Source organism: Actinomadura sp. KC345, assembly GCF_004348515.1.
GTDB lineage: Bacteria > Actinomycetota > Actinomycetes > Streptosporangiales > Streptosporangiaceae > Spirillospora.
In genome coordinates this window covers 1-14,105 of the sequence record NZ_SMKH01000015.1, presented here as the reverse complement: position 1 = coordinate 14,105, position 14,105 = coordinate 1, and the positions used below count along the sequence as shown (strand labels likewise).

The window sequence follows — 14,105 nt, the reverse complement described above, 5'->3', positions numbered from 1 at the left end:
GGGGCACCTCCAGCCCGCATTATGCGCCGCCCCAGATAACGACGAGATGGAGCCCTTCCTTGAAAGCGGCGGCGTGACGAACCGTCAAGATCGCGTTCGGCTCTGCCCGGGACGTCGGCGTGCCGTCGTGTTCTGCGGTGGGCGGAATGGCTGGGAGCCGGCGGGGTGTCCGGCTTACGATGCGGGCATGGCCGAGATCGTCCGACCGCTGATGCCCGCCGATGAGACACCGCCCGAGCCGAACGCGGCACGTCCGCCGGACGGGGCCGGCCACGAGCCGCTCTGGCGTGACGCGCTCGGCCGCTGCCTGCGGAGCCTGCGGCACGAACGCGGCGAGACGCTGATCGAGACCGCCCGCCGTGCCGGGGTCTCGCCGCAGTACCTCTCCGAGATCGAGCGCGGGGTCAAGGAGCCGTCGAGCGAGATGATCGCCGCGGTCGCCGGCGCTCTGGACGTGACCCTCGCCGATCTGACGCTGGCGGTCGGCACGAGCCTGAGCGGTGCGCCGGCGAGGGCCGCCGCCCCGGCCGGTCACACCGCTTACGCCCTGGCCGCATAGGCGGGACTCACCGCGCTACACGGGCATCGGCTGCCGTTCCTCGATGACGTGGTCGATGAGGCCGTAGTCCAGCGCCGCGTTCGCCGTGAACACGCGGTCGCGGTCGGTGTCCGTGCGCAGCGTCGCGGTGTCCTGCCCGGTGTGCCGGGAGAGGATCTGCTCGATGTCCGCGCGGACGCGGACGACCTCGTCCGCCTGGAGGATGAGGTCGGGGATCGCTCCGCGGCCCTGCCCCATCGGCTGGTGCAGGACCACCCGGGTGTGCGGCAGCGCGGCGCGCTTCCCGGCGGTGCCCGCCGCGAGCAGGACGGCGCCGACGGCGACCGCCTGCCCCACGCACGTCGTCGCGACCTGCGGGCGGATGTAGCGCAGGGTGTCGTAGACGGCGAGCATCGCGCTCGGGTCTCCGCCTTCGCAGTTGATGTACAGCTGGATGTCGCGGTCGGGGCCGTCGGCCTCCAGGTGCAGCAGCTGCGCGACGAGGGCGTTGGCGACCCCCGCGTCGATCGCGGTGCCGAGATAGATGATCCGCTCGGTCAGCAGGTGCGAGTAGACGTCCATGATCCGCTCGCCGCGGGGGTTCTGCGAGATCACGTTCGGGATCGTGTAGGTGCTCATCGAGTCGCTCCTTCGCGGGGGACGCCGAGCCCGATGGGGCGGTGGTCGGCGGGGACGACATCGTCGAGCGTGCTGACGATCGAGTCGATGAAGCCGTACTCGAGCGCCTCCTGCGCGGTGTACCAGCGGTCGTGCAGCGAGTCCTCGAAGACCCGTTCAAGGGGCTGCCCGGTGTCCTCGGCGATGAGCCCGAGCACGGTGTCGCGGGTGTGGCGCAGGTCGTTGGCCTGCAGTTCGATGTCGACGGCGGCGCCGGCGATCCCGGCGGAGCCCTGGTGCATGAGGACGCGGGCGTGCGGCATGGCGCGGCGCTTGCCGCGGGTGCCCGACGACAGCAGGAACTGGCCGGCGCTGTAGGCGATGCCGAGCACCGTCGTGGCGACGTCGCACGGGACGAGCCGCATGACGTCGCGGATCGCGAGCATCGACGGCACCGATCCGCCGGGGGAGTGGATCCACAGCGCGATGTCGGTCGACGCGTCCTCCCTCGCCAGCGTGATCAGCTGCGTCGCCAGCAGGGTGCCGTTGTCGTCGTCGAGTGCACCGTCGAGCACGAGAACGCGCTGCCGGTACAGCTCGCGCCGCACACGTTCGTTGAACAACGGGAGTTTCTGTTCCTCGCTCATGCCTCAACCCTGCGTCGGCGCGCCGGCCGGCGACAGCCGGATCTGCCCACGGCGGATCCGCTCAGAGCAGCGTCCGCCGGCCGTGGCCGGTCCGCGTGCGGGAAGTGCCGCCGGGCGGGCGGCCGGTCAGGCGGGTGGTCAGGGAGTCGGCCGTGCGCCGGACCGGGGCCGCCAGCGCGGGCCAGGTCCGCTCCGGATGCGCCTCGCGGCGGAAGGTGGCGGTGATCGCGGCGGTGGGGCGGGCGGTGTGGTCGAAGGCGCAGGCGGCGATGCTGGCGAAGCCCTCGGTGATGTGGCCGTCCTCCACCGACCATCCCCGGCGGGCGTCCTCGGAGAGGGTGCGGCGGAGCTCGCGGAGGGATGCCGGGCCCTGGCCCGTGCGGTCGACGAAGCGGCCGGGGAACAGGGCGCGGACCTGGGCCGCGGGCAGGTGGGCGAGCATCGAGCGGCCGCTGGCGGTGAGGTGGGCGGGCATCCGGACGCCCACGTCGGTGAGCAGGGTGGCGTGCCCGGGGGGCTGCTCCTTGAGCAGGTAGAGCGTCTCGGCGCCGTGCAGGACGCCCAGCTGGACGATCTCGCCCACCTGGTCCACCAGGCGGCGGAGGAGGGGTCGGGCCAGCCGTTCCAGGGGCTCGTGGCGCAGGTAGGCGGAGCCGACCTCGAAGGCGGCGACGCCCAGGCCCCAGCGGCGCTCTTCCGGGATGTAGGTGACGAAGCCGTCCTCGGCCATGGCGGTCAGGAGGTGGTACGTGCTGGAGCGGGGGAGATCCAGCGAGCGGGCGATCGCCGGGGCGGGCAGGGGCCCGGGCGCGGCGGCCAGCAGGCGCAGGACCGCGAGGGCGCGCCGGGCGGCGGGGACCTGGCTCATGGCCGCATTGTCTCGTATCCGAGACGGATAGCGCCTCGCGGGGCTGGGGGACGGGACGGCCGGGCGGTCCAATGGTGGGTATGAGTTTCGGCATGGCGGATGCAGAGGTCGAGGTCCGACCGGAAGCGCTGACGTTCGGGCAGGTCGTGGCGGTGGCGCGGGGCGGCGCGCGGGTCTCGCTCTCGGACGAGGCGCTGAAGCTGGTCGGCGAGGCGCGGGCGCATGTCGAGGAGCTGTCGGCCCGCCCGACCCCCGTCTACGGGGTCTCCACCGGGTTCGGGGCCCTCGCCACCCGGCACATCGCCCCGGACCTGCGGGCGCAGTTGCAGCTCAACATCGTCCGGTCGCACGCGGCGGGATCCGGGCCCGAGGTCGAGCGGGAGGTCGTCCGGGCGCTGATGCTGCTCAGGCTGCGCACGCTCGCCACGGGACGGACCGGGGTGCAGCCCACCACGGCGCGGACGCTGGCCGGGCTGCTGAACGCGGGGATCACGCCCCAGGTCTTCGAGCACGGCAGCCTCGGATGCTCCGGAGATCTCGCGCCGCTCGCGCACGTGGCGCTGGCGCTGATCGGCGAGGGCTCGGTCAGGGACGCCGGCGGCGAGCTGAAACCGGCGGCGGAGGCGCTGGGCGAGGCCGGGATCACGCCGGTCAAGCTCGGCGCCAAGGAAGGGCTCGCCCTCCTGAACGGGACGGACGGGATGCTCGGCATGCTCGTCCTGGCCATCCACGACCTGCGGAGACTTCTCGTCGCGGCGGACGTCGCCGCCGCGATGACCGTGGAGGCGCTGCTCGGCACCGACCGGGTCTTCGCCGCCGACCTGCAGAGCCTGCGGCCGCATCCGGGGCAGGCCGCCTCGGCCGCCAACCTGCGGGCGCTGCTCGGCGACTCGGAGATCATGGACTCGCATCGCGGGCCCGACTGCACCCGGGTCCAGGACGCGTACTCGCTGCGCTGCGCCCCGCAGGTGAACGGCGCGGCGCGGGACACGGTCGAGCACGCCGAACTCGTCGCGCGCAGGGAGCTGGCGTCCGCCATCGACAACCCGGTCGTCCTGCCCGACGGACGGGTCGAGTCCAACGGCAACTTCCACGGCGCGCCCATCGCGTACGTGCTGGACTTCCTCGCGGTGCCGACGGCCGACGTCGCGTCGATGTCGGAGCGCCGCACCGACCGGATGCTCGACAAGGCCCGCTCGGCCGGGCTGCCCGCCTTCCTCGCCGACGACCCCGGCGTCGACTCCGGTCACATGATCGCCCAGTACACGCAGGCCGCGATCGTCTCGGACCTGAAGCGGCGGGCCGCGCCGGCCAGCGCCGACTCGATCCCGAGCTCGGCCATGCAGGAGGACCACGTGTCGATGGGCTGGAACGCGGCCCGCAAGCTGCGCCGGTCGGTCGACGGGCTGGCGCAGGTGGTCGCCATCGAGATCCTCACCGCCGCGCGGGCCCTGGACCTGCGCACCCCGCTGCGTCCGGGCCCGGCGACCGCGGCCGTCGTCGCGAAGCTGCGGGAGGCGGTCCCGCCGCCCGGCCCGGACCGCTACCTCGCGCCCGAGATGGCCGCCGCGACCGGGATGGTCGTGGACGGCTCGCTGGTCGCCGCCGCCGAGGCCGTCACCGGTCCCCTGTCCTGAAGGAGTTCGCATGTCAGGTCCACGTCCCGTCCGCGCGCCGCGCGGCACCGGCCTCACCGCCAAGGGCTGGCCACAGGAGGCCGCCCTGCGCATGATCCAGAACAACCTCGACCCGGAGGTCGCCGAGCACCCCGACGAGCTGGTCGTCTACGGCGGCTCGGGCAAGGCGGCCCGGAACTGGGACGCCTTCGACGGCATCGTCCGGTCGCTGGCCGACCTCGCGGGGGACGAGACGCTGCTCGTCCAGAGCGGCAAGCCGGTCGGGATCTTCCGGACGCACGAGTGGGCCCCGCGCGTGCTCATCGCGAACTCCAACCTGGTGCCGCAGTGGGGGACGTGGGAGGAGTTCCGCCGGCTGGAGTCGCTCGGCCTGACGATGTTCGGCCAGATGACCGCCGGGTCGTGGATCTACATCGGCACCCAGGGCATCCTCCAGGGCACCTACGAGACCTTCGCCGCCGTCGCCGAGAAGCGCTTCGGCGGCACGCTGGCGGGGACGGTCACGCTGACCGCCGGGCTCGGCGGGATGGGCGGCGCGCAGCCCCTCGCCGTCACGATGAACGGCGGCGTCGCGATCTGCGTCGAGTGCGACCCGTCCCGGATCGCGCGGCGCGTCGAGCACCGGTACTGCGACGTCCAGGCCGCGTCGCTGGACGAGGCGCTGCGGCTCGCCGAGGAGGCCAGGGCCGAGCGGCGGCCCCTGTCGATCGCGGTGCTCGGGAACGCGGCCGACGCCGTCCCCGCCCTGCTGGCCCGCGGCGCGCCGATCGACATCGTCACCGACCAGACCAGCGCGCACGACCCGCTCGCCTACCTGCCGCGGGGCGTCGCGTTCGGCGACATGGCCGCCGAGCGCGACAAGGACCCGGCCGCGTTCATCGACCGGGCCCGTGCCTCGATGGCCGCGCACGTCGAGGCGATGGTCGGGTTCCGCGACGCGGGGGCCGAGGTCTTCGACTACGGCAACTCGATCCGGGGCGAGGCGCAGCTCGCCGGGTACGCGCGGGCGTTCGACTTCCCCGGCTTCGTGCCCGCCTACATCAGGCCGCTCTTCTGCGAGGGCAAGGGCCCGTTCCGGTGGGCCGCGCTCTCCGGCGACCCGAGGGACATCGCCCGCACCGACCGGGCGATCCTCGACCTGTTCCCCGACAACGAGCCGCTGACCAGGTGGATCAGGATGGCGGGGGAGAAGGTCCGGTTCCAGGGCCTTCCGTCCCGGATCTGCTGGCTCGGCTACGGCGAGCGCGACCGGGCCGGCGAGGCGTTCAACGACCTGGTGGCGCGCGGCGAGATCAGCGCGCCGATCGTGCTGGGCCGCGACCACCTCGACTGCGGGTCCGTCGCCAGCCCGTACCGGGAGACCGAGGGCATGGCGGACGGGTCGGACGCGATCGCCGACTGGCCGCTGCTGAACGCGATGCTCAACGCCTCGTCGGGTGCCACATGGGTGTCCATCCACCACGGCGGAGGCGTCGGCATCGGCCGCTCCCTCCACGCCGGCCAGGTCTGCGTGGCCGACGGGACGGCCCTGGCGGCCGAGAAACTCCAGCGCGTCCTGACCAACGACCCCGGCACCGGCGTGATGCGCCACGTCGACGCGGGCTACCCACGAGCCGAAGAGGTGGCGCAGGAGCGAGGAGTCAGAATCCCGATGCGTTGACTTGCGGCGTGTTGTTGTTATGGCGCGCTCCAAAACAACAACACGCCGCAAGTCGACGTTGGGGAGGAGGAGGGGTATGAGCTTCGAGGAGATGTGGGCGGCGCTGCTGCCCGTCGGGCGGGACGAGGCGACCGGCGGGTACCACCGGTTCGCCTGGACGCCGCCGGAACTGGAGTGCCGCGCCTGGTTCGTGGACGAGGCGCGCCGCCGTGACCTGCACGTCGAGCACGACCCCAACGGGAACATGGTCGCCTGGTGGTGGCCTGGGGACGGGTCGCGCGGCGACGCCGTCCTGACCGGGAGCCACCTGGACTCGGTGCCCGGCGGCGGGGCGTTCGACGGGCCGCTCGGCGTCGTGTCGGCGTTCGCGGCCGTCGACCGGCTCCGGGAGCGGGGCGCCGTGCTCACCCGGCCGATCGGCATCGGGGCGTTCGCCGAGGAGGAGGGCGCGCGGTTCGGGGTGGCGTGCCTCGGGTCGCGGCTGCTGTCCGGGGCGATCGACCCGGCGCGGGCCCGCGCGCTCACCGACGGCGACGGCCACACGTTCGCCGAGGTCATGCACGGCGCCGGGCTCGACCCCGCCGCGATCGGCCCGGACGACGACCTCCTCGGGCGCATCGGCTGCTTCGTCGAACTCCACGTCGAGCAGGGCCGGGCGCTCCGGGAACCGGTCGGCGTGGCGAGCGCGATCGTCCCGCACGGCCGGTGGCGGTTCGATTTCGGCGGCGAGGGCAACCACGCGGGCACGACCGGGTTGCCCGACCGGCGCGACCCGATGCTGCCGTTCGCGGGCATGGTGATCGCCGCGCGGGAGGCGGCGGAGCGGAACGGGACCGTCGCGACCGTGGGCAAGGTCCGGGTGGTGCCGGGCGGGGTGAACGCGATCGCGTCCTCGGTCACGGCGTGGCTGGACGCCCGCGGCCCGGCCGACGAGGCGGTCCGGCGGACGGTGAAGCAGATCGACGAGGCGGCGCGGGTCGCCGCGCGCCCGCACCGGGTGAGCGTCGACCTCGCCGAGGAGTCCTACACCGAGATCGTCGACTTCAACGCGGCCCTCCGCGACCGGATCGCCGGGACGCTCGGCGGGGCGCCCGTCCTGCCGACCGGCGCGGGGCACGACGCGGGCATCCTCTCGGCGCGGCTGCCCACGGCGATGCTGTTCGTCCGCAACCCGACCGGGGTCTCGCACGACCCCGCGGAGTTCGCCGAACCGGCGGACCGCCTGGTCGGAGTCGAGGCCCTCACGGCGGTACTGGACGACCTGGCGTGCGGGTAGGAGTCCCGTTATGCAGTGGCATGCCCAGTTCGCCTGGCTCGGCGACGGAGTGGCGTCCGACGTGCTCATCGAGGCCGACGGCGAGCGGATCACCCGCGTCGCCGCCGGCGTCCCCGCCCCGCGGAACGCGGGACGCCTGCCCGGCCTGACCCTGCCGGGCCTCGCCGACGCGCACTCCCACGCCTTCCACCGGGCCCTCCGCTCCCGCGCGCAAGCGCACACCGGGGGGTGGCGGGGCGAAGCCATGGGGGCGAAACACGGCACCTTCTGGACGTGGCGCGAGCAGATGTACGGCATCGCCGACCGTCTCGACCCCGCCTCCTACCGCTCCCTCGCCACCGCCGTGTTCGCCGAGATGGCCCTCGCCGGGATCAGCTGCGTCGGCGAGTTCCACTACCTGCACCACAGGCCCGGCGGCGCCCCCTACGGCGAGCCGAACGCGATGGGCGAGGCGCTGATCGCCGCCGCGTCCGACGCGGGCATCCGTATCACGCTCCTGGACGCCTGCTACCTCGCCGGCGGCATCGGCGAGCCGCTCACGGGCCCGCAGCTCCGCTTCGGCGACGGGACCGCCGGCAACTGGGCGCGCCGCGTCGACAGCCTCTACGAGGCGACGGACAAGGGGGGACGGCTGCACGCCCGGGTCGGGGCCGCGATCCACTCCGTCCGCGCCGTGCCCCGCGAGCAGCTCCGGGCGGTCGCGTCCTGGGCGAAGGAGCACCGCGCGCCCCTGCACGTCCACCTGTCGGAGCAGCCCGCCGAGAACGAGGCGTGCCTGGACGCCTACGGCATGACGCCCACCCGCGTCCTGGCCGAGGCCGGGGCGCTGGGTGCGCTGACCACGGCCGTCCACGCGACGCACCTCACCGGCGAGGACATCGGCCTCCTCGGCACGACCATGACCGGCGTGTGCATGTGCCCGACGACCGAACGGGACCTCGCCGACGGCATCGGCCGCGCCCGCGACCTGGCGGACGCCGGCGCGCCGATCTGCCTGGGCTCCGACCAGCACGCCGTCATCGACATGTTCGAGGAGGCCCGCGCGGTCGAGCTGGACGAGCGGCTCCGCACCCGCCTCCGCGGCCACTGGACGGCCGGGGAGCTGCTCGCCGCCGCCACGTCCAACGGCCACTACGCGCTCGGCTGGCCCGAGGCGGGACGGCTGGAGCCCGGCGCGTACGCCGACCTCGTCACCGTGGCCCTCGACTCGGTCCGCACGGTCGGCGCCGCCCCCGAGCACGCCGCCGAGGCCGCCGTGTTCGCCGCCACCGCCGCCGACGTCCGCGAGGTGGTCGTCTCCGGGCGCCAGATCGTCCACGACGGCCGCCACCTGCTGATCGAGGACGTTCCCGGCGCCCTCGCCGATGCGATCACCGCCGTCACCCGAGAGGAGCCCGGTTGAGCACCGCCATCGTGAACATCGGTGAGCTGGTCACCAACGACCCCGCCCTGGGGGGCCTGGGCGTCGTCCATGACGCCGCCCTGGTGATCGAGGACGGCCGGGTCGCGTGGACGGGCCCGTCCGCGAAGGCCCCCGCGGCCGACACCGCCGTCGACGCCGCCGGACGGGCCGTCCTGCCGGGCTTCGTCGACTCCCACGCCCACCTCGTCTTCGCCGGCGAGCGCGCCGAGGAGTTCGCCGCGCGGATGAGCGGCCGGAAGTACGCCGCGGGCGGCATCCGCACGACCGTGGCACGCACCCGCGCCGCGTCCGACGACGACCTCCGCGCCACCGTCCGCCGCCTGATCACCGAGATGGCGCGCCAGGGCACGACGACCGTCGAATGCAAGTCGGGCTACGGCCTCACGGTCGACCAGGAGGAGCGCGCCGTCCGCATCGCCGCCGAACTGGCGGACGAGGTCACCTACCTGGGCGCCCACATCGTCCCCGCCGAATACGAGGACGACACCGCCGCCTACACGCACTTGGCCGCCACCGACATGCTCGCGGCCTGCGCACCTCACGCCCGCTGGGTGGACGTCTTCTGCGAGGAGGGCGCCTTCGACGCCGACCAGGCCCGCGAAGTCCTCGAAGCTGGCGTCAAAGCGGGCCTGAGCCCCCGCATGCACGCGAACCAGCTCACCCAAGGCCCCGCCGTGCAACTCGCCGTCGAACTGGACGCCGCGTCCGCCGACCACTGCACGTTCCTCAGCGACTCGGACATCGACGCCTTGGCGTCGTCCGAGACCGTCGCGACCCTCCTGCCGGGCGTCGAGTTCTCCACCCGCCAGCCCTACCCCGACGCCCGCCGCCTCCTGGACGCGGGCGCGACCGTCGCGCTCGCCTCCGACTGCAACCCCGGCTCCTGCTACAGCTCGAGCATGGCCTTCTGTATCGCGGTCGCGGTCCGCGACATGCACATGACCCCCGCCGAGGCCGTCTGGTCCGCCACGGCGGGCGGCGCCCGAGCCCTGCGCCGCACCGACGTGGGCCACCTCACCCCAGGCGCCCGCGCGGACGTCCACGTCCTGGACGCCCCCTCCCACATCCACCTGGCCTACCGCCCCGGCGTCCCCCAGACCGCCACCGTCTGGAAGTCCGGCCGTCAGGTCAGGTAGCGGCGGTTGACCCTTATCAAGGAGTCCTGGTCGCGGGACACGTAGTCGGTGGAGAGGATGCCTGCGACGAAAAGGGTGTGGTCGCCCGCTTCCACCCTCCGGCGGGTTTCGCATTCCAGGGCGGATCGGCCCGATTCGGGGATCAGGGCGTCCGAGTGTTCGCCTCGGTGGTGGGGTTCGCTCGCGAGGAGGATGCGGGCGCCGGGGCGGCCCTCGGCGGCGAAGCGCCCGGCCAGGGCGCGCTGGCCGGAGGACAGGATGGTCGCCGCCCAGCGGTCCTGGCGGCCCAGGACCTCGGTCAGGTAGGAGGACGTCGTCACGCTCGCCAGCACCATCGGCGGGTCCAGGGACACCGACATGAACGACGTCACGGTCGTCCCGAGGTCGTCGCGGCCGTCGCGGACGGTCAGGACGACGACGCCCGTGGCGAAGCCCGCGACGGCCTCGGCGAACTCCGCGGTCAGCGGATCTCCCAGGTGCCGGGGAGCGTCAGCGGGCCGGCGGCGGGCAGGCCCAGGCGGGCGGCGAGGCCGCCGAGGGAGCCCCAGCCGTCGAAGCGGGCCGAGGCGGCGGTGCGGTCCTCGCTGGACTCCGGCGGGCGGAGGCGCTCCAGGGGAGAGGAGTGCGGGTAGACGCGGACCGGGGCGTCGGCGGCGAGACCCGCCTTCTTGCGGGCCACGTCGAGGGCCCTGTCGATCCCGCCCAGCTCGTCGACGAGGCCTTGCTCCTTGGCGTCGGCGCCCGTCCAGACACGGCCGCGGGCCAGTTCGTGGACGCGTTCGCGGGACAGGCCGCGGCCCTCCGCCACCCGCGAGGTGAAATCGTCGTAGATCTTGTCGAGGGAGGCGTTGACGCGTTCCCACTCGGAGTCGCTGAAGTCCTTCGTGGCGCTGGACATGCGGGCGTGGTCGCCCACGGCGACGCTGCCGAAGTTCACGCCGATCCGGTCGAGGAGGCCGTTCACCACGGCCTTGCCGGTGACGACGCCGATCGAGCCGGTGAGGGTGCCGGGCTGCGCGACGATCGTGTCGGCGCCCGCCGCGACGTAGTAGCCGCCGGACGCGGCGGCGTTGCCCATGGAGACGATCACGGGCTTGCCCGCCCGGCCGGCCAGGACCACCTCGCGCCAGATCGCGTCGGACGCGACGGCGGACCCGCCCGGACTGTTGATCCGGAAGACGATCGCCTTGACGTTGTCGTCCTTCACGGCGGCGCGGAACGCCGCGCCGATGGTGTCCGAGCCCATCGCGGGACCGGAGCCCGGGAGCGGGCCGCCGCGGCCGCTGCGGCCGAGCCGGATCGGGCCGTGCCCGTTGATCAGCGCGACGACGTCCTGCTTGCCGGGCTGGGGAAGCATGCTCGCGATGCCGTGCGCGCGGTTGTAGCGGCTGACGTAGCGGAGCTGGATGTCGTCGCCGAACTCCTCGCGCAGGTCGGCGTAGACCTCGTCGCGGTAGCCGAGGCGGTCGACCAGGTTCTCCTCCAGCGCCTCGCCGGCGAGGAAGGGGCCGCGGTCCATGAGTTCGCGGACCTTGTCCTCGGGGAGCCCGCGGGCGGCGGCGACGGCGGCGGTGACCTGCTCGCCGAGCGAGGTGACGAGGCGCCGCGAGGACTCCTCGTGCTCGGGGGTATAGGTCTTCTCCACGAACGTGTTCGCCATGGTCTTGTACTCGTGGCGCTTGGCGAAGCGGGGCTCGACGCCCGCCTTCTCCAGCGCGCCCGCGAAGAACGGCTCTTCGAGGGCCATGCCGACCAGGCCGACGTCCCCGGTGGGCTGCAGGTACACCTTGTCGAAGGCGGTGGCCAGGTAGTACGGGACGGTGCCGCGCCCGCCCTCGCCGTACGTCTCGGCCCACGCGACGGTGAGCTTGCCGGCGTCCCGCAGCGCCTGCACGGCCTCGCGCAGCTCCTGGACGAGCGCCAGCCCGATGCCGCCGCCGACCTTCACGACGAGCGCGCGGACCCGGCTGTCGGAGCGGGCGCGCCGCAGCCCGTCCAGGACGTCCCGCAGGTTCGTCCTGCGCATGGACAGGATCGCGGAGATGGGGTCGGCCGGCGAGGTCTCCACGATGCCTTCGGTGAGGTCCAGTTCGAGGATCAGCGGAGCCGTCCGCCGGTCGCGGGCCTGTTTGATGACGTTGAGGACTGTGCCGGGATCCACCATGGACCTAGCCTATGCGCTCGACTACGGGGGTCCCTGGACCGTTGGTACAAGCCGTCTCAGACCGGAGGACGAGAACACGGCCGAAGCGCGCGTCAGCGGGCGAACGCCTTGTTGGGGATGACGCTCGCCGACGCCTGCGCCAGCGGACGCCCGCGCGTGTCGGTGATCACCGCGTTGCTGACCATGCGGGTGCCGCCCGGATGCACGCAGGTCCCGGTCACCGTGTACGTCTCACCGGCCTGGACGCCGCGCAGGTAGTCGATGTTGAGGTTGAGCGTGAGCATCGGCATGAAGTGGTCGCACGTGCTGCTCGCCGCGAGGCAGACCGCGTTGTCGAGGATCATCGCGATGTAGCCGCCGTGGACGGTGCCGCCCGGGTTGCACAGCTTCTCGCCGGGCGTCCAGGCGATCTCCAGCCGGCCCGGCTCGGCGGACGTGACGGCCTGCCCGATGTGGTCGCTGATGTCGGAGAACTCGGGGACCCGCTTGTCGCGCATCGCCCGGATGAACTCCGCTCCGGACAGCGTGTTCCACAGGTCGGCGGCCTCCCGCAGGGCCTCCGCCCGCCGGCCCTCCGGGCTCGCCTCGACGCTCAACTCACCACTCCTTGATCACACCGACTTTAGAATGCTATTCGGTGATCGGCGGCGCGGTGCTGTGCCGTTCGTCACGGGTCGGGCCCGGCCGGGCGTCAGCCGGCGCGGCGCAGGGTGCCCGCGGTGGTGGTGCCGAGACCGCCCGGAGACGTGTACTCCAGGCCGTCCCCGGCCTTCTTGAGCGTCAGGGTGCCGCCGATGCAGAAACCCTGGCTCCCCTGGCTGTTCTTCGGGGTCTCCTGGAACTGGAGGCTGGTGGCGGACGCGCTCGTGATGATCAGGGTGTCGTGGCAACCCCAGTCGTGGTAGTCGGACGTGCCGTCCGTGGCGCCCGCCTCCAGCTTGATCGTCACCTTGGTGCTGCTGTCGCCCGTGGTCAGCCCGCCGGTCTGGGTCAGGGTGCCCGTCCAGGTGCCGGCGAAGTCCGCCGGGATCTTCGCGGCGCCCGGTCCGCCGCCCGGAGACGGCCGCGCCGTCTGCGAGGAGCCCGTCGTTGCCGAAGGCGATGTCGGCTCGTCCGCGACGCTCGACGAGAGGCCGGGGCCCGGCGATCCGTCGTCCCCGGTGTTCGCGAGGACGAAGGCCGCGGCGGCGATCGCGGCGACGGCGAGCGCGGCGGCGCCCGCGATGATCCACCCGCGGCCCCTGCCGGGCGCGGGAGCGGGACCGGCGGGAGCCGTGGGCGCGGAACCGGCGGGCGGCTGCCCCTGGACGACGGGAGGCGGCTGCGTGACCGGGGCCGGGCCGCTCGCCGCGGACGGGTCGACCAGGCGCACCATCAGGTCGCGGGCGGACGGGCGGCGGGCCGGGTCCTTGGCCAGGCACTCGGTGATCAGGGGGAGCAGCGAGGGCGGCACCCCGCCGAGATCGGGCTCGCCGTTGGCGATGCGGTGCATGGTCGCCGGGATGCTGGTCGCCGGGCCGAACGGCGGGTGCCCGGTCGCCGCGTACACGATGGTGCCCGCCCACGCGAAGACGTCCGACCTGTCCGTCGGCGGGTGCCCGTGCAGCCATTCGGGGGCGAAGTAGGCGGGGGTGCCGACGACCTGGGTGTGGGTCTCGGCGTCGATGGCGCGGGCGATGCCGAAGTCGACGACGCGCGGGCCGTCCGGGCCCAGGAGGACGTTCGCGGGCTTCAGGTCGCGGTGGACGATCCCCGCGCCGTGGATCGCCGCCAGCGCGCTCGCGGTGTTGACGGCCAGCCGCTCCAGGTCGCCGCCGCGCAGCGGCCCGCTCTCCCGGACGCGCTGCTGGAGCGACGGCCCGTCGATGAACTCGCTGACCACGTACGGTGCCTCGCCGTCCGCGGACGCGTCGAGGACGGCGGCCGTGCAGAAGGGGGCGACCTGCTGCGCCGCCCGCATCTCGCGCGCGAAGCGGCCGCGGGCGGCGGCGTCGGTGGTCTTGAGCGTCTTGACGGCGACGCGTTCCCCGGACGGCCCTTCCCCGAGGTAGACGACGCCCTGGCCGCCCTCGCCGAGGCGCCCGGTCAGCCGGTAGCCGCCGATGGCGCGGGGATCGTCGTGGTCCAGGGGCTGGGCG

At 73.8% G+C, this 14,105-nt stretch carries 13 protein-coding genes; 6 read left to right on the top strand and 7 right to left on the bottom strand.

Translation table 11 applies throughout. From position 1 onward, the window contains the following. Nucleotides 1-187 precede the first annotated feature (187 nt). Nucleotides 188-559, top strand: coding sequence for a helix-turn-helix transcriptional regulator (locus E1281_RS04380; protein ID WP_131875824.1), 372 nt, complete (start codon nucleotides 188-190; stop codon nucleotides 557-559). Nucleotides 560-574: 15 nt separating this feature from the next. Here E1281_RS04380 and E1281_RS04375 read toward each other — a convergent pair whose 3' ends face one another. From E1281_RS04375 to E1281_RS04365, 3 genes are all read right to left on the bottom strand, one after another. Continuing rightward, nucleotides 575-1,177, bottom strand: coding sequence for an ATP-dependent Clp protease proteolytic subunit (locus E1281_RS04375; protein ID WP_131875823.1), 603 nt, complete (start codon nucleotides 1,175-1,177; stop codon nucleotides 575-577). Then, nucleotides 1,174-1,803, bottom strand: coding sequence for an ATP-dependent Clp protease proteolytic subunit (locus E1281_RS04370; protein WP_131875822.1), 630 nt, complete (start codon nucleotides 1,801-1,803; stop codon nucleotides 1,174-1,176). Before E1281_RS04370 ends, E1281_RS04375 begins: the two co-directional genes overlap by 4 nt. 61 nt (nucleotides 1,804-1,864) lie before the next feature. Further along, nucleotides 1,865-2,671 (bottom strand): IclR family transcriptional regulator, encoded by an 807-nt coding sequence (locus tag E1281_RS04365; RefSeq protein WP_131875821.1) that lies wholly within the window; start codon nucleotides 2,669-2,671, stop codon nucleotides 1,865-1,867. 92 nt (nucleotides 2,672-2,763) lie between these two features. Here E1281_RS04365 and hutH point away from each other — a divergent pair, with 92 nt between their 5' ends. The 5 genes from hutH (at nucleotide 2,764) to hutI (ending at nucleotide 9,803) form a co-directional block, all read left to right on the top strand. Continuing rightward, nucleotides 2,764-4,308, top strand: a complete 1,545-nt coding sequence (hutH, locus tag E1281_RS04360) for a histidine ammonia-lyase (RefSeq protein WP_131875820.1) — start codon at nucleotides 2,764-2,766, stop codon at nucleotides 4,306-4,308. 10 nt (nucleotides 4,309-4,318) lie between these two features. Further along, a complete protein-coding gene (gene hutU, locus E1281_RS04355; RefSeq protein ID WP_131875819.1) occupies nucleotides 4,319-5,968 on the top strand; it encodes a urocanate hydratase in 1,650 nt (549 codons plus the stop codon). A 76-nt stretch (nucleotides 5,969-6,044) separates the two neighbouring features. Next, nucleotides 6,045-7,244, top strand: coding sequence for an allantoate amidohydrolase (locus tag E1281_RS04350; RefSeq protein ID WP_131875818.1), 1,200 nt, complete (start codon nucleotides 6,045-6,047; stop codon nucleotides 7,242-7,244). Nucleotides 7,245-7,254: 10 nt separating this feature from the next. Next, nucleotides 7,255-8,646 carry a formimidoylglutamate deiminase gene (locus E1281_RS04345; RefSeq protein ID WP_131875817.1) on the top strand — a complete coding sequence of 464 codons (1,392 nt, stop codon included), beginning with the start codon at nucleotides 7,255-7,257 and terminating at the stop codon, nucleotides 8,644-8,646. Beyond that, nucleotides 8,643-9,803 (top strand): imidazolonepropionase, encoded by a 1,161-nt coding sequence (gene hutI, locus E1281_RS04340; RefSeq protein WP_131875816.1) that lies wholly within the window; start codon nucleotides 8,643-8,645, stop codon nucleotides 9,801-9,803. The genes E1281_RS04345 and hutI overlap by 4 nt, the downstream gene beginning before the upstream one ends. Here hutI and E1281_RS04335 read toward each other — a convergent pair. The 4 genes from E1281_RS04335 to E1281_RS04320 all read right to left on the bottom strand — a co-directional run. Continuing rightward, on the bottom strand, nucleotides 9,791-10,213 hold the full coding sequence (locus E1281_RS04335; RefSeq protein WP_243716581.1) for a flavin reductase family protein: 423 nt from the start codon (nucleotides 10,211-10,213) through the stop codon (nucleotides 9,791-9,793). The two genes, hutI and E1281_RS04335, sit on opposite strands and share 13 nt — an antisense overlap. A gap of 50 nt (nucleotides 10,214-10,263) precedes the next feature. Beyond that, nucleotides 10,264-11,967 carry a signal peptide peptidase SppA gene (gene sppA / locus E1281_RS04330; protein WP_131875815.1) on the bottom strand — a complete coding sequence of 568 codons (1,704 nt, stop codon included), beginning with the start codon at nucleotides 11,965-11,967 and terminating at the stop codon, nucleotides 10,264-10,266. 92 nt (nucleotides 11,968-12,059) lie between these two features. After that, nucleotides 12,060-12,563, bottom strand: a complete 504-nt coding sequence (locus tag E1281_RS04325) for a PaaI family thioesterase (RefSeq protein WP_243716577.1) — start codon at nucleotides 12,561-12,563, stop codon at nucleotides 12,060-12,062. 95 nt (nucleotides 12,564-12,658) lie between these two features. Further along, nucleotides 12,659-14,105 (bottom strand): serine/threonine-protein kinase (locus tag E1281_RS04320; protein ID WP_131875814.1); only part of this gene is annotated, 1,447 nt, incomplete at its 5' end.